This window comes from Streptomyces kaniharaensis (assembly GCF_009569385.1).
Lineage (GTDB): Bacteria > Actinomycetota > Actinomycetes > Streptomycetales > Streptomycetaceae > Kitasatospora > Kitasatospora kaniharaensis.
In genome coordinates, this window is record NZ_WBOF01000001.1 from 3,096,846 (window position 1) to 3,118,275 (window position 21,430).

At 72.6% G+C, this 21,430-nt stretch carries 20 protein-coding genes, 1 tRNA gene and 1 pseudogene; 10 read left to right on the top strand and 12 right to left on the bottom strand.

Translation table 11 applies throughout. From position 1 onward, the window contains the following. Positions 1-77 precede the first annotated feature (77 nt). Positions 78-869: an SURF1 family protein gene (locus tag F7Q99_RS14200; protein WP_326846649.1), complete on the top strand. Its 792-nt coding sequence runs from the start codon at positions 78-80 to the stop codon at positions 867-869. Between the two features lie 34 nt (positions 870-903). On the opposite strand, the gene F7Q99_RS14205 is transcribed toward F7Q99_RS14200, so the two are convergent. From F7Q99_RS14205 to F7Q99_RS14215, 3 genes are all read right to left on the bottom strand, one after another. Continuing rightward, positions 904-1,443 carry a hypothetical protein gene (locus tag F7Q99_RS14205; RefSeq protein WP_153461639.1) on the bottom strand — a complete coding sequence of 180 codons (540 nt, stop codon included), beginning with the start codon at positions 1,441-1,443 and terminating at the stop codon, positions 904-906. Further along, positions 1,440-3,287, bottom strand: a complete 1,848-nt coding sequence (locus F7Q99_RS14210; protein ID WP_153461641.1) for a S9 family peptidase — start codon at positions 3,285-3,287, stop codon at positions 1,440-1,442. The genes F7Q99_RS14205 and F7Q99_RS14210 overlap by 4 nt, the downstream gene beginning before the upstream one ends. Positions 3,288-3,408: 121 nt before the next feature. Then, complete coding sequence (locus tag F7Q99_RS14215) at positions 3,409-3,786, bottom strand: nuclear transport factor 2 family protein (RefSeq protein ID WP_153461643.1); 378 nt, start codon at positions 3,784-3,786, stop codon at positions 3,409-3,411. A gap of 147 nt (positions 3,787-3,933) precedes the next feature. Here F7Q99_RS14215 and F7Q99_RS14220 point away from each other — a divergent pair, with 147 nt between their 5' ends. After that, positions 3,934-6,663, top strand: a complete 2,730-nt coding sequence (locus tag F7Q99_RS14220; RefSeq protein WP_153461645.1) for an ATP-binding protein — start codon at positions 3,934-3,936, stop codon at positions 6,661-6,663. Between the two features lie 156 nt (positions 6,664-6,819). On the opposite strand, the gene F7Q99_RS14225 is transcribed toward F7Q99_RS14220, so the two are convergent. From F7Q99_RS14225 to F7Q99_RS14235, 3 genes are all read right to left on the bottom strand, one after another. After that, positions 6,820-8,172 carry an EVE domain-containing protein gene (locus tag F7Q99_RS14225; RefSeq protein ID WP_153461647.1) on the bottom strand — a complete coding sequence of 451 codons (1,353 nt, stop codon included), beginning with the start codon at positions 8,170-8,172 and terminating at the stop codon, positions 6,820-6,822. A gap of 545 nt (positions 8,173-8,717) precedes the next feature. Next, positions 8,718-8,791 (bottom strand) — tRNA-Pro (locus tag F7Q99_RS14230). Positions 8,792-8,891: 100 nt separating this feature from the next. Continuing rightward, positions 8,892-9,836, bottom strand: coding sequence for a metallophosphoesterase (locus F7Q99_RS14235; RefSeq protein WP_153461649.1), 945 nt, complete (start codon positions 9,834-9,836; stop codon positions 8,892-8,894). 366 nt (positions 9,837-10,202) lie between these two features. Here F7Q99_RS14235 and F7Q99_RS14240 point away from each other — a divergent pair, with 366 nt between their 5' ends. Continuing rightward, on the top strand, positions 10,203-10,658 hold the full coding sequence (locus tag F7Q99_RS14240; protein ID WP_153461651.1) for a GatB/YqeY domain-containing protein: 456 nt from the start codon (positions 10,203-10,205) through the stop codon (positions 10,656-10,658). Between the two features lie 102 nt (positions 10,659-10,760). Here F7Q99_RS14240 and F7Q99_RS14245 read toward each other — a convergent pair whose 3' ends face one another. Continuing rightward, positions 10,761-13,112, bottom strand: coding sequence for a transglycosylase domain-containing protein (locus F7Q99_RS14245; RefSeq protein ID WP_153461653.1), 2,352 nt, complete (start codon positions 13,110-13,112; stop codon positions 10,761-10,763). Between the two features lie 425 nt (positions 13,113-13,537). On the opposite strand from F7Q99_RS14245, the gene F7Q99_RS14250 reads away from it, so the two are divergent. Continuing rightward, entirely contained in the window at positions 13,538-13,861 is a 324-nt protein-coding gene (locus tag F7Q99_RS14250; protein WP_195911063.1) for a WhiB family transcriptional regulator, read from the top strand. A 121-nt stretch (positions 13,862-13,982) separates the two neighbouring features. On the opposite strand, the gene F7Q99_RS14255 is transcribed toward F7Q99_RS14250, so the two are convergent. Beyond that, positions 13,983-15,197 carry an ArsA family ATPase gene (locus F7Q99_RS14255; RefSeq protein WP_153466173.1) on the bottom strand — a complete coding sequence of 405 codons (1,215 nt, stop codon included), beginning with the start codon at positions 15,195-15,197 and terminating at the stop codon, positions 13,983-13,985. A 65-nt stretch (positions 15,198-15,262) separates the two neighbouring features. Beyond that, positions 15,263-16,342, bottom strand: a complete 1,080-nt coding sequence (locus F7Q99_RS14260; protein ID WP_326846650.1) for an ArsA-related P-loop ATPase — start codon at positions 16,340-16,342, stop codon at positions 15,263-15,265. 214 nt (positions 16,343-16,556) lie between these two features. Between F7Q99_RS14260 and F7Q99_RS40400 the strand changes: the two genes are divergently transcribed. The 5 genes from F7Q99_RS40400 to F7Q99_RS14275 all read left to right on the top strand — a co-directional run bounded on the left by F7Q99_RS40400 (position 16,557) and on the right by F7Q99_RS14275 (position 19,202). After that, positions 16,557-16,715 carry a DUF4177 domain-containing protein gene (locus F7Q99_RS40400; protein WP_195911064.1) on the top strand — a complete coding sequence of 53 codons (159 nt, stop codon included), beginning with the start codon at positions 16,557-16,559 and terminating at the stop codon, positions 16,713-16,715. Continuing rightward, positions 16,712-17,179 carry a RidA family protein gene (locus tag F7Q99_RS14265; RefSeq protein ID WP_153461657.1) on the top strand — a complete coding sequence of 156 codons (468 nt, stop codon included), beginning with the start codon at positions 16,712-16,714 and terminating at the stop codon, positions 17,177-17,179. The genes F7Q99_RS40400 and F7Q99_RS14265 overlap by 4 nt, the downstream gene beginning before the upstream one ends. Positions 17,180-17,241: 62 nt before the next feature. Next, the gene (locus F7Q99_RS14270; RefSeq protein ID WP_153461659.1) at positions 17,242-18,105 is read left to right on the top strand and encodes an NUDIX hydrolase; all 864 of its coding nucleotides are present in this window, start codon (positions 17,242-17,244) and stop codon (positions 18,103-18,105) included. A gap of 90 nt (positions 18,106-18,195) precedes the next feature. Further along, the gene (locus F7Q99_RS41145; protein WP_230210217.1) at positions 18,196-18,372 is read left to right on the top strand and encodes a hypothetical protein; all 177 of its coding nucleotides are present in this window, start codon (positions 18,196-18,198) and stop codon (positions 18,370-18,372) included. Continuing rightward, positions 18,369-19,202 (top strand): MBL fold metallo-hydrolase, encoded by an 834-nt coding sequence (locus F7Q99_RS14275; RefSeq protein ID WP_326846651.1) that lies wholly within the window; start codon positions 18,369-18,371, stop codon positions 19,200-19,202. The genes F7Q99_RS41145 and F7Q99_RS14275 overlap by 4 nt, the downstream gene beginning before the upstream one ends. Before the next feature lie 122 nt (positions 19,203-19,324). Here F7Q99_RS14275 and F7Q99_RS14280 read toward each other — a convergent pair whose 3' ends face one another. Both F7Q99_RS14280 and F7Q99_RS14285 read right to left on the bottom strand, forming a co-directional pair. After that, positions 19,325-19,999 (bottom strand): Crp/Fnr family transcriptional regulator, encoded by a 675-nt coding sequence (locus F7Q99_RS14280; RefSeq protein WP_030392646.1) that lies wholly within the window; start codon positions 19,997-19,999, stop codon positions 19,325-19,327. A gap of 152 nt (positions 20,000-20,151) precedes the next feature. Continuing rightward, positions 20,152-20,361, bottom strand: a pseudogene (locus F7Q99_RS14285) (helix-turn-helix domain-containing protein); the annotation flags it as partial. Between the two features lie 17 nt (positions 20,362-20,378). Here F7Q99_RS14285 and F7Q99_RS14290 point away from each other — a divergent pair. Continuing rightward, on the top strand, positions 20,379-20,519 hold the full coding sequence (locus tag F7Q99_RS14290; RefSeq protein ID WP_268267547.1) for a hypothetical protein: 141 nt from the start codon (positions 20,379-20,381) through the stop codon (positions 20,517-20,519). Between the two features lie 75 nt (positions 20,520-20,594). Here F7Q99_RS14290 and F7Q99_RS14295 read toward each other — a convergent pair whose 3' ends face one another. Next, a complete protein-coding gene (locus F7Q99_RS14295) occupies positions 20,595-21,383 on the bottom strand; it encodes an alpha/beta fold hydrolase (RefSeq protein ID WP_153461663.1) in 789 nt (262 codons plus the stop codon). Positions 21,384-21,430 lie beyond the last annotated feature (47 nt).

Consider the following 21,430-nt stretch of genomic DNA (forward strand, 5'->3'; position numbering starts at 1 on the left):
TGCCGGGCAGCCCCGACGGCAGGGCGCCGGGCCCCCTGTGGTCGGGAGTGGTGTGAGGAGTGGTTACCGTGGGGGGTGTGTACCGGTTCCTCCTCACTCCGCGCTGGCTGAGCGGCACCGCGCTGGCCGTGGTGGCCGTGGCGGTGTGTCTCTGGCTGGGCTCCTGGCAGCTCGGCCGGTTCGAGGACCGGGTCTCCTCGCACCGGGGGACCGGTAAGGCGGTCACCGACACGAGCGAGCCCAGGCCGATCGACGCCCTGCTCACCCCGGCCAGCCCGCAGGTGACCACCGACACCGTCGGCAAGCCCGTCACCGTCACCGGCAGCTACGACCGGGAGCACCAACTCCTCGTCCCCAACCGCACGGTGGACGGCAGGCAGGGCTACTTCGTCCTCACCCCGCTCCGCACCGCCGACGGCCACGCCGTCGCGGTGGTGCGCGGCTGGGCGCCCGGCACGCCCGCAGAGGGCGCCTCCGCCGCGGCCGCGCCGCCCGGCGGGGAGGTGACCGTCACCGGCCGGCTGCAGGCAGGGGAGACCGCCGGCAGCAACGGTGCCGTGGCGGGCGGTCTCCCGGCCGGCCAGCTCGGCACGATCAACCGGGCGGCCCTGCTCAACGTGCTGTCGTACGACGGCTGGTACGACGGCTGGATCGCCACCGACGCGGTGCCGCCCGGGCTCAGCCCGGTGCCGACGGTCGAGCCGCAGGGCGGTGACGGGCTCTCGCTGCGCGCGTTCCAGAACCTGGGCTACACGCTGGAGTGGTTCGTCTTCGCGGGGTTCGTGGTGTTCATGTGGTTCCGCCTGGTCCGCCGCGAGGCGGAGGCCGAGCAGGACCGGGCCCTCGGACTGGACCCGGTCCTCGACTGACGGCCCTCAGCCGGCCTCCAGCGACTGACGGCCCTCAGCGCGAGGGCTTGCCCGGCGCCGTCGGCGCGACCGGCAGGGACGGTACGGCAGGCCTGGACGGTACAGCCGGTGCCGAGGGCGACGACGTCCAGGACGGCTTCGCGGACGTCGGGGAAGGCGCCGGCATCGGGTCGTCGTCGCAGCCGCTCCCCCCGTCGACCTCGTCCACGTCGTCGTGGTCGATGTGGTGGTGCCCGGTCCGCCCGGTCTTCGACCCCTTGGAGCCCTTCGAACCGCCGGACCCCTTGGACCCGCCCGACCCCTTGGACCTGCTGCCCTTCGCCAGGTAGACGACGTCGTTCTCGTCCTCCGGCAGGTAGGCGGCCTGGGCGACCGCCACCGTCCCGAGGCCCGTGCTCGCCCGCGTCGCGGTGGCGACAGCCGTGGCTGTGGCCGTCGCCGAGGCCGAGGGGCTCGACACTCGCGGAGCCGCCGGGGGCGGGCAGTCCGCCTCGCCACGATGCCCGCCGGAGCAGCCGGTGAGCATCAGCGCCCCGGCCACGCCCACCCCCGCCAGCGTCAGCCGACGTCTCACGCCGGGCCCCCGTCCTCGGCGAGGCCTTCGCCGTCCAGGTGCCGCCGCACGAAGTCGATCTCCAGCCGCAGCTGCTTGATCCGCTCGTCCACGACCAGCGATCCGTGCCCGGCGTCGTACCGGTAGACCTCGTGCGGCTTGCCCAGCTGCTGCAGCCGCTCGACGTAGTTCTCGATCTGCTTGATCGGGCAGCGCGGGTCGTTGACCCCGGCGCTGATGTAGACCGGCGCCCGCACCTGCTCGACGTACGTGAGCGGCGAGGACGCGGTGAAGCGCTCCGGGACCTCCTCCGGGGTGCCGCCGAAGAGCGTGCGGTCGAGCGACTTGAGCGCCTCCATCTCGTCGGCGTACGCGGTGGGGTAGTCCGCGACGGGCACGGCGGCGACGCCGAGCGTCCAGTGCTCGGGCTGCACGCCGAGGCCGAGCAGGGTGAGGTAGCCGCCCCAGCTGCCGCCGGTGAGCACCAGCCGCCGCGGGTCGGCGAGGCCGCTCGCGACCGCCCACTCCCGGACGGCGGCGATGTCCTCCAGTTCGATCAGGCCGACGCGCTCGCGCAGCGCGTCCGTCCAGGCCTGGCCGTAGCCGGTGGAGCCGCGGTAGTTGACCCGGACCACCGCGAAGCCGTGGTCGAGCCAGGCGGCCGGACCGGCGGCGAAGGCGTCGCTGTCGTGGTGGGTGGGGCCGCCGTGGATCTCGAACACGGTCGGGACGGGGCCCTCGCCGGCCCCGGCCGGCCGCTGCACGAGGGCGTGCACGCGCCCGCCGGGCCCGTCCACCCACACGTCCTCGACGGGGACGGAGCCGGGCGGCACCGCGCCGGGCGCCCGCAGGACGACCGTCCCGGCGGTGGAACGCACGGCGGACGGCTCGGCGGCGGAGGACCAGAGGTACTCCACGGTGCCGTCCGGGCGGGCGGTGGCGCCGCCGACGGTGCCGCGCGGGGTGTCGAGGCGGGTCAGCCGGCCGTCGGCGAGGGAGTAGGAGAACAACTCGCTGCGCGCCTCGTACTCGTGCTCGACCAGCAGCGCCTCGGCGCCGGGGCGCCACTGCGCCGAGACGTCCCCGGGCAGTTCACGGCCCTGCTCGTCGCGCAGCGGGAGGGCGGTCTCGGCACCGGTGGCAACATCCCAGATCACCGGTTCCCAGCGGCCGGTGCGCTGGTGGGCGACGAGCAGGCGGGTGTCGCCGTCGACCGGGGCGAAGCCGAGGCAGGCGACGCCGCGCGGCTCGGCCCGGCCGGTCACCTCGTCGAGCTCGGCGACGGTCGTGCCGTCGGAGAGCCGGACGATCCGGATGGCGGAGTGCATCGCGTCGCCGTGCTCGGTGTGGTCGATGGCGAGCAGGGAGCCGTCGTAGCTGAGGTCGCCGATGCCGCCGTACTCCTCGTGCCGGTAGATCTCGACGGCCTCGGCGGCGCCGGGGCGGCGCAGGTGCAGGGTGGTGCCGTCCTCGTCGGTGGAGCGGCCGACGACCACGGTGCCGTCGCGGCCGAGGGCGAGGCCGGCCGAGTAGGAGGGGGCGAGGCCGGGCACGGCCTCCTCGTCGGGCCCGCCGGCGAACGGCTGGCGGCGCCAGACGCCGAACTCGTCGCCGTCGTGGTCGTCGAACCACCACACCCAGTCGCCGTCCGGGGACAGCTCGGCGTCGGTGGTGCCGTTCGGCCGGTCGGTGACCTGCCGGTGGGTGCCGGCGGCACGATCCCAGGCGTAGACCTCGTAGGTGCCGGTCGCGTTGGACACGTACAGCGCCCGGTCGGGGGCGTCGTCGGCCCAGTCGGGCAGTGACACCCGCGCGGCCCGGAACCGCTGCTCCCACGCCGGTACGGCGCTCTTCTCCTCGCTCATCCGACCATCCAACCCGATCGGGCGGACAGAACGGAACGGGCGGGTGGGCTCCGGTCCTCCCGCGACCCGCCGGACTTGGCAGGGGCGGGTCGTTCGTGCCCGCCCCCTCGTCCGCCTCGCCTCACGCGCCCGGGACGCGGTCCAGGAATCCGTACACCGAGGCGATCCGCCCGTCCGGCCCGGCCACCAGCACGTCGAAGCCGACGACGATCGGCTCGGCACCGGCCGGCCCGAGGTTCCAGGTGAAGCGGGCGATGCCGTGGTGCGCGTCCACCGGGCCGAGGGTGAAGTCCAGCCCCGGGAACTGCGCCTGGGCGGCGCCGATCAGCGCGTCGATCGCGTCCCGCCCGGTGACGGCGGCCAGCGGGTCGGTGTAGCTGCCGTCCTCGGCCCACACCTCGTCGACCAGCTTGCGGCGGGCGGCCGGGTCGGTTTCGTTCCAGACCGCGAGGTAGCGCTCGGCGAGCAGCTGGAGGGTGGCGGTGGTGATCTCGCTCATGGTCTTCTCCCTTGTCCCGGTGGGTGGTTGGGCGGGTCGTTCCCGCTGCTCATAACGGTAGGGACGGGCTCGCGCGGGCGAATCGGTCACGTATCGGTAGGCGATACGGACCGTTCGCCGCCCGTCCGGGTAGGTAGGGTCGGAGGCATGCTGTACGGGAGGGAACGCGAACAGGCTGTCGTGGACGGGCTGTTGGACGGGGCGCGGAACGGCCGCAGCGGGGTGCTGCTGCTCAGGGGCGAGCCCGGGATCGGCAAGACCGCCCTTCTGGACCACGCCGTCGCGACGGCGGGGCGGGACTTCCGGGTGATCCGGGCGGCCGGCGTCGAACACGAGGCCGAACTCCCCTTCGCCGGGCTGAGTCTGCTGCTCGCGCCGGGCCTGGATCGGCTGTCCGCCCTGCCCGGGCCGCAACGGCGGTCGCTGGAGGCGGCGTTCGGCCTCGCCTCTGCACCCGACTCCGGGCCCGCCCCCGCCGACCGGCTGCTGGCCGGGCTCGCCACGCTCGGGCTGCTCGCCGAACTCGCCGCAGACCAACCGCTGTTGTGCGTCGTCGACGACGTGCAGTGGCTGGACCACGCATCGCTGGACGCCCTGCTGCTCGCCGCCCGCCGCCTCCAGGCCGAAGGAGTCGCCCTGCTGCTCGCCGCCCGCACCGGCGGCGCCCCCGCGGACCGGCAACTCGGCCTCCCCGAACTGCACGTGGCCGGCCTGGCCGAAGCCGACGCCACGCGGCTGCTCACCCACCGCGCCGGCCCCGACCTGCCCGCCTCCGTCCGGGACCGGCTGCTCGCCGAAGCGGCCGGAAACCCGCTCGCCCTCACCGAACTCCCCGTCGCAGCCGGCACACAGACCCACTCGCCGGGCGGCCTGCCGCTCACCAGCCGACTCCTCATCGCCTTCCACGGCCAGGTCACCGGCCTGCCCGCCGCCACCCAGACCCTGCTGCTGGTCGCCGCCACCGAGGAGAACGGCGAACTGGACGCCGTCCTGCCCGCCGCCGCGGCCCTCGGCGCGACCGCCGACCACCTCGCCCCCGCCGAGGAAGCGGGCCTGGTGACGATCGGCCCCGACCGCCGCCTCGCCTTCCGCCACCCCCTCCTGCGCGCCGCCATCCTCCAGCGCGCGCCACACGTCCAGCGCCTGGCCGCCCACCGGGCCGTCGGCGAGGCCCTGACCGACGGCGACCGCCGCACCTGGCACCTCGCCCTCGCCGCCACCAGCCCCGACGCCGCCCTCGCCGACGCCCTGGAACGCACCGCCGTCCGTGCCGAAACCCGCGGCGCCCACGGCGGCGCCGCCGCGGCCTACGAACGCGCCGCCCGGCTCACCCCCGACCGCGACGGCGCCACCCGCCGCCTCATCCTGGCCGCCGAAGCCGCCACCGAGGAAGGCAAGTTGGCGCACGCCGAGGCACTCGCCGACCAGGCCGCCGCCCGTACCGACAGCGTCCTCGCACACGCCCTGCTCGACCACGTCCGGGCCACCGCGCACTTCTGGCGCGGCTCCTACCCGACCGCCTACCGCCTCCTGCTCGACGCCGCAGGCACCGCCATCGAACCGCCGCACGCCGCCCGCATGCTGCTCCAGGCCTTCCACGCCGCCTGGTACGCCGGCGAGGAACCGGTGGGCGCCGTCCTCGACCGCCTCGCCGCCCTCCCGCTCGCCGACGACGACCCGCTCACGCCGCTCGCCCGCCACCTCCCGGCCGCCGTCCTCCCGGCCCTCGGCCGGACCGCGCCGCCACTACCCGCAGCCCGCACCACCGCCGACGCCGCCCGCAAGGCCGGCGCCGAGACGCCGGCCGACCTCGTCCAGCTCTGCGGCGCCACCCTCGTCCTCGGCCGGGACGACGAAACCGCCGAACTCGCCGGCGAACTCGTCGCCGAGGCCCGCGCCAAAGGCGGCGTCGGCGTGCTGCCCACCCTGCAGTTCTTCCTCGCCGAAGCCGAACTCTTCCACGGCCGGCACCGGGACGCCGAGGTCACCGCCACCGAGGCCCTCGGCCTCGCCCGCGACACCGGCCAGCACCAGTGGGTCAGCCAACTCACCGCCCTGCTCGCCTACCTGGCCGCCCTCGCCGGCACCACCGACACCTGCACCGAACTCGCCGGCACCGCCCTCACCACCACCGGCCCGCAGACCGCCGCCCCCGCCTCCGGCGAACCCTGGGCCCACTGGGCGCTCGCCCTGCTCGACCTCGGCCACGGCCGCGCCGCCGACGCCGCCGACCGCCTGCACACCCTCACCACCGGCCGCTACCGGCACCACGTCAGCGCCACCCGGGCCGTCCCCGACCTCGTCGAGGCCGCCGTCCGCCTCGGCACCCCCGACCGCGCCGCCGCCCCCTACGAACGCTTCGCCCGCTGGACGGCCGCCGCCGACCGCCCCTGGGCCGAGGCCCTCCGCCTCCGCTGCCAGGCCCTCCTCGGCCCCGACGAACTCGCCGAATCCGCCTACCGCGCCGCCCTCGACCTGCACGAGGGCACCCACCGCCCCTTCGAACAGGCCCGCACCGCGCTCCTCTATGGCGAATGGCTCCGCCGCGCCCGCCGCCGCACCGACGCCCGCCCCCACCTGCGCGCCGCCCTCGAAACCTTCGAACGCCTCGCCGCCCACCCCTGGGCCACCCGCGCCCGCACCGAACTCACCGCCACCGGCACCACCGCCCCCACCCCACGCGCCGCCAACTCCCCCCTCGCCACCCTCACCCCCCAGGAACTCCAGATCGCCCGCCTCGCCGCCCAAGGCCTCACCAACCGCGACATCGCCGCCCAGCTCTTCCTCAGCCCCCGCACCGTCGGCCACCACCTCTACAAGGCCTACCCCAAACTGGGCATCACCTCCCGCACCGACCTCCCCACCCTCCTCGTCTGACCCCGGCCGGGCCTGAGCAACGCCTACTCGGGCCTAGGCGACTCGGTGTTCGCCATCACCACGGTCGATCCGCCCACGATCCAGTAGCCTCGCCGCCCGGCACCACAGAACGTCACAGGCCCGGTGTCCCCGAGAAGGGACACCGGGCCTGTTTTGCTATTCCCACACCCTGGCGTCTGCTCCCGGCCACGCGAGCACCACCCCGGCCCGTTCGCAGATGCCCAACCACCGCTCCTCCAGCGGTGTGCGCTCCAACCAGAGAACTCCACGAACCTGCGGTGCCCGCGCACTGAGTTGGTCAACGTAGTCCAGCAACTGCCCTATTCCAGTCCGCAGTTGATGTGATTCGTTCTCGGGCCGCAAGGATTTGACTTCGGTAACCGTCAGGGTGTCCCCGTCGTGCCACGCGATATCAAAGGCCGGGTCGGCTGGAGTCGGCGAAAGCGGTTTCATGCCACGTGCCTGCACTTGCTCAGCGAGCGCGTTCTGAAGCTGCCGATGCTTGCTGAGATTTCGCCCGACAAGCGCCGGGTCCGGGGCGCTCGGGATAGCTGGCGCCGGAACCGTGGTCTCGTCCTCGACCCGATAGGCACTGCCCACAGGCACGCCGGGGGCGGTTACCGCGGCCCCCACGCGGATCAGGTGGAAATGGATGACTGTGCGTTCCGGCCCGCCGTTACTGGACCTGGCGCGCCCCCACGAGTACGGCTCACTGGGATCGAGGATCCACTCACCCGCGTAGCGGACCGTGCCGCGACTGCCGATGAAGAGGCGAAGACACCGACCATCCTGGAGGTGGTCCCGGATGGCCTTGTTGCCTTTGGTGAAGACCTGATCGCCGATCTGCCCTTCACCCGTGTACCGGAAGTGGTCGTCAGATATCCAAACGTCTTCGTAGCCGTGCTGCTCGCCCGTGCTGGCGTCCGTGAAGAGCAGGACGTTCTTGGACTGCAACGACGGACTAATGCCTCCTTGGCGGCTTCCCCCGTAGCGGTCATGCAGTTCGACTCGGCGAATCTCCTCACCAGGTTGGAGGTGCCAGTCATCGCCTGCCGGCATCTCGTTGCCCCGAGCGGAGGACACGATGTGATCTGCCCTGGCAGCCAGTGCCTCCCACTGATCATCCGTAAGGCGATGCGGATTTCCAGCGAACGGCTGGGACAGGATCCCAGCACCGGCGAAGACGTCGTGGTCCCTGAACCACGCCCGCGGGATAGGGGAATCCAGCCATTTCTGAACCTTCAACGGCACGGCGTCCCGGGCCCCGGGAGGCTCTGCCCAGTACTGATGGTCTGCCTTCTCGCTGTCGCACCAGTAGGGCTCGCCAGTGAGCTCACCAAGCGCCACGACACCACCGGCTGGTCCGCTCACCCACAGCGCGAACAGATCGCCTTTCTGCATCTCCTTCAGGTAGCGCCGGACCGTCCATGAGTCCAATTCGCCACCGTCCGCTCGCAGGTCGTCGATACGGAACCTCGCCGGGTTGCACACCAGCACCCACGCCGTCATGGCACCCACCCTTCCCCCACGGTCGTAGACCCACAGCGTAGTTACGCGGCACAGACGAATCTATCGACCGGCGCGGGAGCACCCCTGCTGTACAAGAGTTGCTGTTCGTCACGGGCCCGGAATGGTGGCTCGGCCGCCCTAGCGGTTCCCCGACCCGGCACCGCCCGATCCGACACGCAGGTGGCACATGTCCCCGATCGCCGTGGGCACCGAACTGGACCCCCACGTCGGGGCGAGCGTTTCGTACGGCCATCGCCGAGGCAGTGGGCGTGAACGCCGCAGTAGCCGCCAGGTGAGATGCGCCACAGCTTCGTGCGCCCTGCACTCGGACAGCGGCGTGCCCCTGGAGGAGACCTTCCGACTGGCCGGCCACTCCCAGCACGGCGGTGACCGAGAAGGGCAACCGGAAGCAGGTCCGCCGATGGTCCAGACCGGCCCGACAGTGACGACCCGTTCTCCCGAGACCCTGAGGCATTGTCACTCAGCTGGTCACGCACAACGCCAGAGGGCCTACCGGATCTCTCCGATAGGCCCTCTGGACTGGGTCGGGGTGGCGGGATTTGAACCCACGGCCTCTTCGTCCCGAACGAAGCGCGCTACCAAGCTGCGCCACACCCCGGTCTTGCGTTTTGTTGCTCTGTCTCCGTCGCAACGAGTAGAACTCTACCGGACGCTCGCCGAGACACGAAATCCGATTCCCGGCGGGCGTCCGGGGCGGGTCAGCTGGGGGTGGGGGTGAGGGTGAGGAGGGTGGCTTCGGGGGGGCAGGCGAAGCGGACGGGGGTGTAGCGGTTGGTGCCGCAGCCCGCGGAGACGTGGAGGTAGGAGCGGCTGCCGCCGGCGGTGTGGGTGGAGAGGCCCTTGACCCGCTTGGCGTCGAGGTCGCAGTTGGTGACGAGGGCGCCGTAGAAGGGGATGCAGAGCTGGCCGCCGTGGGTGTGGCCGGCGAGGATCAGGGGATAGCGGTCGGCGGTGAAGGCGTCGAGGACGCGCAGGTAGGGCGCGTGGACGACGGCGAGGGAGAGGTCGGCGTCGGCGGAGGGGCCGCCGGCGACCTCGGTGTAGCGGTCGCGGCGGATGTGCGGGTCGTCGAGGCCGGTGAACTCGATGTCGAGGCCGCCGATGGTGAGCCGGCCGCGGGTGTTGGTGAGGTCGAGCCAGCCGGCCGCGTCGAAGCCGTCGCGGAGCTTCTCCCAGGGGTTGTGGACGGCGCCGGTGATGCCGCGGCGGGCGGTGCCGTCGGGGTTGTTCATGCCGTGGATGCCGCTGCGCATGGCCTGCAGGTAGCGGGCCGGGTTCTTGCGGGCGGGGCCGTAGTAGTCGTTGGAGCCGAAGACGTAGACGCCGGGGAACTCCATCAGCGGCCCGAGGGCGTCGAGGGTGGCGGGGACGCCGAGCGGGTCGGACAGGTTGTCGCCGGTGTTGACGACGAGGTCGGGGCGCAGGCCCGCGAGGCTCTTCAGCCAGCGCTGCTTCTTGCCCTGGCCGCTCACCATGTGGATGTCGGAGACCTGCAGTACCCGGATGGGACGGGCGCCCCGGGGCAGGACGGGGACCTCGACCCGGCGGAGCCGGAAGGCACGGACCTCGTACCCGGCGGAGTAGGCGAGGCAGGCGGCGCCGGTGGCGGCGATTCCGAGGGGGACGGAGTACAGCGGTCGCATCGCTCCATGCTCTCAGACGGCGGATCAGCTGGTGAACGCCGGCGGCCGGGCGAGGGTGCGGCTGGCTGCTCCATAGGCGGCCTGGACCGGGGCAGCCAGCGGGCGAGGTCGGCGGGCTCGTGGAGGACCTCGTACCGGCGTAGGTGCCGGGGCCGCCGGTGGTGAGCAGTTCGAGGCAGAGTGCGCCGGGGTCGAAGTGGAAGCGGGTGCTCCGGGGGTTGTCAGGACCACCCCGGCGGCTGCGCCGGTCGGCTCACCCTTGATCATGTAACCACCTAAGGGGTTACGGCACCCCCAGAAAGACCGCCCGAAACCCCCGGCCGTTAATGCCGGGCACCAGAACGCCGCAGGTGGGAGACTCGGGCCATGACGACGCTCAAGGCGCAGCTGCAGGAGGACCTCACGGCTGCCATCAGGGACCGGGACGAGCTGCGCTCGTCCACCATCCGGCTCACGCTCGCCGCCGTCACCAGCGAGGAGGTGGCGGGCAAGGAGAAGCGCGAGCTCTCCGACGCCGAGGTGCTCAAGGTGATCGCGCGCGAGGCGAAGAAGCGCCGGGAGGCCGCCGAGGCGTTCGACACCGCGGGTCGGGCCGATCAGGCCGCCCGGGAGCGGGCGGAGGGTGAGCTGCTCGCCGGGTACCTGCCCAAGCAGCTCTCGGACGAGGAACTGGCCGCGATCGTGGCGGCCGCCGTCGCGGAGAGCGGGGCGACCGGCCCGCAGGCCATGGGCGCCGTGATGAAGCTGGTGAAGCCGAAGGTGGACGGTCTGGCGGAGGGCAGCCGCGTCGCCGCCGCCGTGAAGGCCGCGCTGACAGGCTGATCCGCGCAGCCGGAGCCGCCGCGACGGACACGACAGGAAAGAGGGGCGCCTTCCGAGTGATCTCGGAAGGCGCCCCTGCTGTCGTTCTCGGCGCTGACCGGCTCAGCCGTTGCCGCCGTTGCCACCGCCGCCGTGCTTGCCGCCGTTGCCGCCGATGACGCCCGGCGGGAAGGTGAACCCGCCGCCGATCATCCCGCCGTTGTTGCCCCCACCGGGGTTGCCACCCGGGTTTCCGGGGGGCGGCGGGTTGCCGCCCGGCTGCGGGTTGGGGTCGCCGGCCGGCGGAACCGCCGGGGCCGTGGCGTTCGGGTCCGGCTTGGGCTGCGGGTCCGGGATGTTCATCGTCTGGATCGGCTCCAGGGGAGTGCCCTTGAGCGCCTGGTTCATCGCCATCTGCCAGATCGGGCCGGGGCCGTCGGCGCCGAAGACCTCGTCGAAGTGCTTGCCGCCGATGGTGATGTTCTTCATCTTCACGCCGCCGGCCGGGCCGCCGAGCCAGACCGAGGTGGCGAGGGAGGGGGTGTAGCCGCTGAACCAGGCGGCCTTCTTCTCGTCGGTGGTACCGGTCTTGCCCGCGATCTTCCGGCCGTCGTCGAGGCCGAGGGCGGCGGCGGTGCCCTTCTCGGTCACGTTGAGCAGGACGGTGTTGAGCGCGTCCGCGGTGCTCTCGGAGAAGGCCTGGCTGCACTGGGACTGCGGGACCTTGACCTCCTTGCCGTCGACCGTGGTGATCTTGTTGATCGCGATCGGAGTGCAGTACTTGCCGCGGGCCGCGAAGGTCGCGTAGACGTTCGCCATGGTCAGCGGGCTGAGCTCCAGGGAGCCGAGGACCATCGAGGGGACCTCGGTGAACGCGTCGCCCTTGGCGGACTGGGAGATGCCCAGCTTGTTGGCCATCTGCTTGATCGCGCAGAGGCCGATCTGCTGCTCCATCTCGACGAAGTACGTGTTGACCGACAGCGCCATGGCCTGCTTGAGCTCGTACGGGCCGACCTCGCCGGTCGACTCGTTCTTCACCGTGGCCTTGGGCTCACCGGGCTTCGGGATGTTCTTCCAGGTGCCCGAGCAGGTGGACATGTTCGGGTAGTCGATCTTGTTCTCGGACGGGAACGCCTGGGTGGGCGACATGCCCGACTCCAGGGCCGCCGCGGCGAGGATCGGCTTGAAGGTCGAACCGGTCTGGAAGCCGTTGCCGCCGCCCATCGAGGAGTCGACGTTCAGGTTGACGACGGTCTGGTTCTTGTTCGGGTCCAGGCCGTACGCGCGGGTCTGGGCCATCGCCAGGATCTTGCCGCTGCCCGGCTCCATCATGGTCGCGGCGGCCGACACCGGGTCGGTCGCGAAGACCTTCTTCGTGACGGCGTTCTGGGCCGCGGCCTGCTTGTCCGGGTCCAGCGTGGTGTAGATGTTCAGACCGCCGGTGTCCCACAGCTTCTTGCGGTCGGCGGCGTTCTTGCCGAACACCGGGTCCTGCTTGATCACGTGGCGGACGTAGTCGCAGAAGAAGCCCATCCCGGCCTGGGCGGTGATGCAGCCGTTCTGCGGGTCCTTGTACTTGAGACCCAGCGGGGCGGCCTTCGCCTCCTTCGCCTGGTCCGCGGTGATGTGCTTGTTCTCGAGCATCTTGTCGATGACGACGTTCCGGCGCTTGACCGTGTTGTCGGGGTAGCGCACCGGGTCGTAGGACGACGGGTTCTGCACCATGCCGGCCAGGGTGGCGGCCTCGGCGACGGTCAGGTCCTTGTTGCTCTTGCTGAAGTAGCGCTGGGACGCGGCCTCGACCCCGTAGGCCTGGTGGCCGTAGAAGGTGATGTTCAGGTAGTTGGTGAGGATCTGGTCCTTCGTCAGATCCTCCTCCAGCTTGATCGCGACCTTCAGCTCCTGGATCTTGCGGCCCAGGGTCTTGCGCTGCGCCTCCAGGACGGCGGCCTGGTCGTCGCCGGCCTTCTCGACGTTGACGTTCTTCACGTACTGCTGGGTGAGCGTCGAGGCGCCCTGCGCGGTGGTGCCGCTCTCGGCGTTCTTGCTGATGGCGCGAAGCACGCCCTTGAGGTCGACGGCGCCGTGCTCGTAGAAGCGGGCGTCCTCGATGTCGACCTGCGCGTGCCGCATGAAGGGCGACATCTGGTCGGCGGTGAGGACGGTGCGGTCGCGCTCGTAGACCTTGGCGATCAGGCCGCCCTTGGCGTCGAAGATCTGGGTCGCCTGGGTGAGCGGCGGCGTCTTGAAGTCGTCGGGAACGCTGTCGAAGCTCTCCGCCGTGTCCTTGGCGGTCAGCCCGATGGCGCCGACGGCGGGCAGGGCGAGGCCTGCCAGCAGGACTCCGGAGAGCACGCTGACGCCCAGGAACTTCACTCCGTGTCCCGCGTAGTCCAGCGGTGACTCGCGGCGCCGGCCGCGCGGAGCTCCGTTGTTGCCTGGGGGCTGGGATGCCTGGGGGCGCTTCGGTGCCATGAGGAGAACCCTACGTTGCCGAATCCCGCACACGGCGGCAGGCGTTCGCCTACGCTTGTCACAAGCTTGCGACAGCTTCGGTGCGTCAACATCGTTCACTCTTGTGAGTGCGGAGACTTGCCCGAATTGCCCGACCTTGGGCGAGTTTTGAGGCGGCCGCAGTCCATCGCGTCGATGTGAACCGGTGACGCTCCGTGATGGCGCGCGTGGTGAGAGTGGTCTTGCTGTGTTTGGCAAGGCTTGCGACCTGCGATCACTCCAACGAGTGAGCTGACCGCCACCCATAGTCCAATCGGGTCATTCGAGATTGAGCCCGAAGGGGCTGTTGCAAGCTGTCGTTCTTCCGTAACGTCCTCAACTGGCAACGGTGAATATGCCGTTGCCGCCGTGGGGGAGCCTCGAATACGGGAGAGGACGGCGCCAGCATGGGCTGGGTTGACGACTGGAGTGCGCAGGCTGCCTGCCGCACGAGTGATCCGGACGAACTGTTCGTCCAGGGGGCGGCGCAGAACCGCGCCAAGGCGGTGTGCAGCGGCTGCCCCGTCCGTACGGAGTGCCTCGCGGACGCGCTGGACAACCGGGTCGAGTTCGGGGTCTGGGGCGGGATGACGGAGCGCGAGCGCCGAGCGCTGCTGCGCCGCCGTCCGACGGTGATCTCCTGGCGGAAGCTGCTGGAGACGGCCCGTACGGAGTACGAGGAGTCCCTGGCCACCGGCGTGATACTGACGGACTACGCCCAGGCGGGCTGACCGGGGCACAGCGGTCCGACACGCAGCGAGCGGACGCGGCGAGCCGACACAGACCCGCGGGCGGCCCCGAGGCAACGGGCGTCCACCCGCGCCGGCGCCCGGCAGCCTCACCGGCCCGGGCCTACGCGGTGCCGCTCAGCCGGTCCCCGATGGCCCGCAGCCCCTCCAGGTCGTGCACGTCGCCCGGCAGCGCGGCGACCTCCACGATCGGCACGTCCGGGTACACCGAGACGAAGCGGTCGCGGGTGCGGCGCTCCCGCGACATGATCTGCATCCGCTCGGCGTGCAGCCGCAACAGCCCGGCCGCGAGCAGCTCGGCCTCGGGCGAGGAGTGCTCCGAGCCGTTCTCCTCCAGCGCCTCGGCCGCCGCCAGCGCCCGCTCCGCCGTGAGCTGCGGGGCGCCCGAGCCGTGCACCCGGTTGAGCACCAGGCCGGCCAGCGGCATCCGGTCCGCGGCCAGCCGGTCGACGAAGTACGCCGCCTCGCGCAGCGCGTCCCGCTCCGGCGCGGCCACCACCAGGAACGCCGTGCCCGGCGCCTTGAGCAGCTGGTACGTGCGGTCGGCGCGCTCGCGGAAACCGCCGAACATCGAGTCCATCGCGCTGACGAAGGTCTGCACGTCGGTGAGCAGTTGGGCGCCGAAGATCTTGCCCAGGGTGCCGGTGAAAAGGCCCATGCCGACGTTGAGGAACTTCATCGCGCTGCGCCCGCCGACCTTGGCCGGGGCCGTCAGGATCCGGATCACCTTGCCGTCGAGGAAGGACCCGAGACGGTTGGGCGCGTCCAGGAAGTCCAGCGCCGAGCGGGACGGCGGGGTGTCGACGACGATCAGGTCCCACTCCTCGGCCGCGCGCAGCTGGCCGAGCTTCTCCATGGCCATGTACTCCTGCGTGCCCGCGAAGCCGGCCGACAGGGACTGGTAGAACGGGTTCTCCATGATCGCCTTGGCCCGTTCGGGTTCGGCGTGGGCGAGCACGACCTCGTCGAAGGTCCGCTTCATGTCGAGCATCATGGCCTGGAGCTCTCCCTCCCGCCGCCCGTCGCCGTTGGAGCCGCCGAGCGGTGCTCCCTCCATGGCCGTGACGCCCTTGACCAGCCGCGGGGTGTTGTCGAGCTCGGTCAGGCCCATGGACTGGGCGAGCCGACGGGCCGGGTCGATGGTGAGCACCACGACCTTGCGCCCGCGTTCGGCGGCGCGCAGCCCGATCGCCGCGGCGGTGGTGGTCTTGCCGACCCCGCCAGAGCCGCAGCAGACGATGATCCTGGTCTTCGGGTCGTCGATCAGTCCGTCGACCGCGAGCCGACTGCCCGTGCCCCGTACGCCGTTGCCGTCCATCGCGTTCCGCACCCCGTCCGTCCCCTCGCGGGCGTTCGCCCCGCCGCGGTTCGCCCCTCCGCCGCTCACGCCGCCCCCTGCCGCTTGAGTTCGCCCGCCAGCCGGTACAGCCCACCGAGGTCCACGCCCTCGCCCAGCAACGGGAGTTCGTAGGTGGGGAGCTTCAGCTGCTGGAGATCGGCGCGCTGCTCGCGTTCCAGCTCGACCCGCTCGGCGTGCTCCCGGGCCTGCTCCAGCAGCGGGTCGAGCAGCGGGTCGACCACGGCCCGGACGGTCTCCGGCTTGCGCGAGCGCCCCCCGAGCCCGGCCTCGCCGAGGGCGAGGGCGACGTCCTCGCGGTGGTTCCCGTCCACCGCGGCGACCGCGGCGGCGTCGAGCACCGGCGGCCGGACCATGTTGATCATCACTCCGCCGACCGGGAGGCCGGCCTCGCCCAGCTCGGTGAAGCCGTCGACCGTCTCCTGCACCGGCATCTCCTCCAGCAGGGTGACCAGGTGCACCGCGGTCTCCGGCGACTTCAGCACCCGCATCACGGCCTGCGCCTGGGTGTGTATCGGCCCGATCCGGGCCAGTCCGGCCACCTCGGAGTTGACGTTCAGGAAGCGGGTGATCCGGCCGGTCGGCGGCGCGTCCATCACCACCGCGTCGTAGCTGCGACGGCCGTCCGGGCCCTTGCGCCGGGAGGCCTCGCAGGCCTTGCCGGTGAGCAGGACGTCCCGGACACCGGGCGCGATGGTGGTCGCGAAGTCGACGAAGCCGACCTTCTGCAGCGCCTTCCCGGCCCGGCCGAGCTTGTAGAACATCTCCAAGTACTCGAGCAGCGCCGCCTCGGTGTCGATGGCCAGCGCGAAGACCTCGCCGCCGCCCCCGCCCGTGGAGCCGGCCGGCAGGCCCAGCTGGCTCCTGGACACCGAGGCGATCCGGCGCTCCTCGTACGGCAGCGCGGCGATCCCGAACAGTTCGGCGATGCCCTGCCGGCCCTCCACCTCGATCAGCAGGACCCGGCCGCCCTCGGCGGCCAGGGCCAGCGCCAGCGCGGCGGCCAGTGTGGTCTTCCCGGTGCCGCCCTTGCCGCTGACCACGTGCAGCCGGACGCCCTCCCAGTCGGGGTCGCGCCGGGCCGTCTGGCCGGGGGTGCGTGCCACGCTCCGTCTCCGTCCGTCTCCGAGAGCCGGGGGCCGCCCCGTCGGCCGGCCCCGCTCTCCGGTAATTGCCCTCTCGCGAGGGTAACCAGGGACCGGGCCGGATGCCCGGAGCATCGGGGGGACCGGGCCTGAATCATGCCCGCTTTGTGGGCCACCTCACACGCCGGTCCGCGGGCGGCGCCGATCGCCGCGGCGGCTCGTCTAGAGTCTGGCCATGACCAAGTGGGAATACATGACGGCACCCCTGCTCGTGCACGCCACCAAGCAGATCCTGGACAACTTCGGCGAGGACGGCTGGGAGCTCGTCCAGGTCGTGCAGGGCCCCAACCCGGAGACGCTGGTCGCCTACTTCAAGCGGGAGAAGAACGCATGAGCAAGGTCGAGTCGAAGCTCGCCGAGCTGGGTCTGAGCCTGCCGCCGGTGGCCGCGCCGGTCGCCGCCTACGTGCCGGCCCTGCGGTCGGGCGAGTTCGTGTTCACCTCCGGCCAGCTGCCCGTCGTCGGCGGCAAGCTGCCGAGCACCGGCAAGGTCGGCGCCGAGGTGTCCCCGGAGGAGGGCAAGGAGCTCGCGCAGACCTGCGCGCTCAACGCGCTGGCCGCGATCAAGTCGGTGATCGGCGACCTCGACCTGATCGAGCGGGTCGTGAAGGTCGTCGGCTTCGTCGCCTCCGCCCCCGACTTCACCGGCCAGCCGGGCGTGATCAACGGTGCCAGCGAGCTGCTCGGCAAGGTGCTCGGCGAGGCCGGCGTGCACGCCCGCAGCGCGGTCGGCGTCGCGGTGCTGCCGCTGGACGCCCCGGTCGAGGTCGAGCTCCAGGTGCGGGTCAAGACCGCCTGACCGTGATCACGAGGCGGGGTTGGGCCTGTCCAACCCCGCCTTCGTGCGCTTAGCATCCGGGCATGGACCATCGAGCAACGACGCTCCCGATGCCGCCCGGCTGGCCTGCCCGGATCCGGGCGCTCGACTCCGGCGTGCTGACCCCGCCGGTGCCCCGGCCCGCCGCGACGGTCGTGCTGCTGCGCGACGCCGCCGCCGGACCGGAGGCCTACCTGCTGCGCCGCCGCACCTCGATGGCCTTCGCCGCCGGCATGTACGCCTACCCGGGCGGCGGGGTGGACCCGCGGGACGCCGAGGCCGAGCTGGCCTGGGCCGGGCCGGGCCCGCAGGAGTGGGCGCGGCGGCTCGGCGTGGACGCCCGGACGGCGCAGGCGGTGGTCTGTGCGGCCGTCCGAGAGACCTTCGAGGAGGCCGGCGTGCTGCTGGCCGGCCCGGACGCGGGGAGCATCGCCGAGCCGCGCGACTGGAGCGCCGAGCGGGCCGCCCTGGAGGCGCACGAGCTGTCCTTCGCCGACTTCCTCCGCGAGCACGGCCTGGTGCTGCGCAGCGACCTGCTGGGGGGCTGGGCCCGCTGGATCACCCCGGCGTTCGAGGAGCGCCGGTACGACACCTGGTTCTTCGTCGCGGCCCTGCCCTCGGGCCAGCGCGCCGCCCTGGAGGTCGGCGAGGCCGACCGGGTGGCCTGGATGACGCCCACCGAGGCCGTCCGGGGCTACGACGAGGGCCGGTTCGGCATGCTGCCGCCGACCGTGACGGTGCTGCGCGAGCTGTCGCCCGTCCGGACGGCCTCCGACGCGCTGGCCGCGGCCGGGCGCCGCACGCTGGATCCGGTCCTGGGCCGGGCTGAGGTCCGCGGGGACCGCATGACCGTTCGATGGCCGGGGTATGACGAGCTGACCATCGACGGGGACTTCCCCGAGGCCTGACCCGCACCGAGCCCGGCCCGTACCGAACCCGACCCGTACAACGGACGACCCGTACCCGGTCGCACACCACGCAGAGAGGACCGACGCCCGATGACCCACAAGGACGTGGCTCGCCGGACGGCACCCGAGATGCCCGCCCGTCGCCTGACCCCCCGCACCCCGGCCTGCGACAGCCCGGTCCCGTTCGTCGAGGTCGCCCAGCGGGCCCTCGTCCGGGCCCTCCCGCTGCGCGCCCTGCACCGCGACGGCGAGGGCGGCGGCCGGTGAGCGGACTCCTCCCGGGTGACCCCGCCGCCGGCGTCGGCGGCGAGGCCACCCCCCGTGCACTCTGCGTGCTGGCGCCCAACCCGTCGCCGATGACGCTGGACGGCACCAACACCTGGCTGCTCTCCGAGCCCGGCTCGGACCTCGCGGTGGTGATCGACCCGGGCCCGTTGCACGAGGGCCACCTGCGCCGGGTGATCGACCTCGCGGAGCAGCAGGGCAAGCGCGTCGCGCTCACCCTGCTCACCCACGGCCACCCCGACCACTCCGAGGGCGCGGCCCGCTTCGCCGAGCTCACCGGCACCGAGGTCCGCGCCCTGGACCCGGCGTACCGGCTCGGCTCGGAGGGCCTGGTCAACGGGCAGCGCCTGGACGTCGGCGGCCTGGACCTGCGGGTGGTCGCCACCCCCGGCCACACCTCGGACTCGCTGACCTTCCACCTGCCCGACGACGGCGCGATCCTCACCGGCGACACCGTTCTCGGCCGCGGCACCACGATGGTCGCCCACCCCGACGGGCGGCTCGGCGACTACCTGGACTCGCTGCGCCGCCTGCACACCATGGCCTCCCGGCACGGCGTGCGGACCGTGCTGCCCGGTCACGGACCGGTGCTCGCGGACGCGCTGGGCGCCGTCGACTACTACCTCGCCCACCGGGCCACCCGGCTCGCTCAGGTGGAGACGGCGGTCGAGGCGGGCTGCCGGACCACGTCCGAGGTGGTGGCCCGGGTCTACGCGGACGTCGACCGCTCGCTCTGGCCGGCCGCCGAGCTGTCCGTCCGGGCCCAGCTGGAGTACCTGGAGGAGCACGGGCTGATCCCCGACCTCGACTGAAGCGGGGCCGCGAACGCCGAAGCAGAGCCGCGAAGGCCGAAGGGCCCGTCCGAGCGGACGGGCCCTTCGCGGTGTTCGTACCGGCGTCGGCTTTCGTGCCGGTGCCGGCGTTCGTACCGGCGTCAGCGCGAGCGGCGCGACAGCCGCTCGACGTCCATCAGGACCACCGCACGCGCCTCCAGCTTCAGCCAGCCGCGGCCGGCGAAGTCGGCGAGCGCCTTGTTGACCGTCTCGCGGGAGGCGCCGACCAGCTGGGCCAGCTCCTCCTGGGTGAGGTCGTGGGCGACGTGGATGCCCTCGTCGGACTGCACGCCGAAGCGGCGGGAGAGGTCCAGCAGGGCCTTGGCGACGCGGCCGGGCACGTCGGAGAAGACCAGGTCGGACATCACGTCGTTGGTGCGGCGCAGGCGGCGGGCGATGGCCCGCAGCAGTGCGATGGACACCTCGGGGCGGGCGTGCAGCCAGGGCTGGAGGTCGCCGTGGCCGAGGCCGAGCAGCTTGACCTCGGTCAGCGCGCTGGCGGTCGCGGTGCGCGGGCCCGGGTCGAACAGGGACAGCTCGCCGATCATCTCGCTGGGGCCGAGGACGGCGAGCATGTTCTCGCGTCCGTCCGGCGAGGCGCGGTGGAGCTTGACCTTGCCCTCGGCGACGACGTACAGCCGGTCGCCCGGGTCGCCCTCGTGGAACAGCGACTCACCACGGGCGAGGGTGACCTCGGTCATGGAAGCGCGCAGCTCGCCGGCCTGTTCGTCGTCGAGTGCCGCGAAGAGTGCGGCGCGCCGCAGAACGTCGTCCACGTGCTTCCTCCTTCTCGGCCGTCAGGCGGGTGGGCCGTCCGGCGCAAGTTCCGTTCAGTGTTCTGCATCACCAAGCATGGCGCATGTCGCTCCGATCATATGAGGAGGGGGTGTGTCGAGGTGTGCTGCGCGGGGCCATTCGTACCGACCGGTTACACGCCGGGGCCGGCCGGACGGCCCGCCCGGTCGAACGCGGACTCGGTCGGGTCGAGCAGGGATTCGGCCACCGCCGTGCGGGCGTAGAGGACGGTGTGGCCGGCCCGGTGGGCGCTGGTCAGGCCGGCGGCGCGCAGCGCGGTGAGGTGCTGGGAGACCCCTGCGGCGGACAGGCCGGTGCGGCGGGCCAGCTCGGTGGTCGAGGCAACTCGCCGCCGCGGGGGTGCGGCGGGTCAGCGTCGGCACCGGCCTCGCCCAGCTCGCGTACACCGCCGCCCGCCGGGCCGCGGCCGAACTGCTGGGCGCCGAGACGCTGGCGGAGCTGGACGGCTCGCTCGGCTTCGGCGAGCTGAACGCGCTGTAGCGGGGTTGATCGGCCCTCGACCGGGCCGCCGCCCGCGTCTCCTCGCGCCCGGCCGGCGCCACCAGGCTCGGTGGGTCAGGCGAAGAACTCGACCAGCACCGGCGCCAGGACCTCGGCGGCCACCTCGTGCGTCTGGTCCGCGAGCGTCCGGTGCTCGGCGCCCGGGACGGCCGCCGCGACCTCGCGGGCCGGCGCGCGCAGCAGCTCCGGGCTGGCGCCGCCGTCCAGCACGAGCGCGGGCACGGCGACCTCGGCGAGGATCTCGACCGGGACGGATCCGCCCGTCCCCGCCCCCAGGCAGGCCGCGTCGTACGCGAGCGTCGGAGCCACCGCCTCGAAGGCCGGCCACATCGGCGCGCCGCGCATCTGGTCGACCATCTCGGCCGGCATGCCGACGATGGTCATGAACCGGGCGGCGGCGTCACCACGCCGCTCCTCGGCGAGTGCCGCCTCCAGGTCCGTCAGGTACGCGGTGAACCGTGCGCGCTGCCCGTCCTCGGTGCTGAACGGCGGCTCATAGACGGCGATCCGGCTGATCCCGACCCCGCTCGCGGCGGCCCGCAGCGCGAGCGCGGCACCGGAGGAGACCCCGACGACGCGGGCCGAGCCACCGGCGGCCTCGATGACGGCCGCCAGGTCCTCGATCTCGCGCTCGACGGCGAACGGCGAGGTGTCACCGCTCTCCCCGCGCCCGCGGCGGTCGTAGGTGTAGACGGTGTGGTGCGCCGCCAGCTGCTGGGCCACCGCCGTGCCGGGCCCGAACGCCCGGTGGCAGAGCGCGCCGTCGACGAAGACGACGGCCGGGCCGGAGCCGGTGACGGAGTAGGCGATCTCGGTGCCGTCGGCGGACACAACGGTGTTCATGAGGTTCCCTTCGGGGGTGGCGCTTGGTGTTTCCGTGCTTTCGCAGG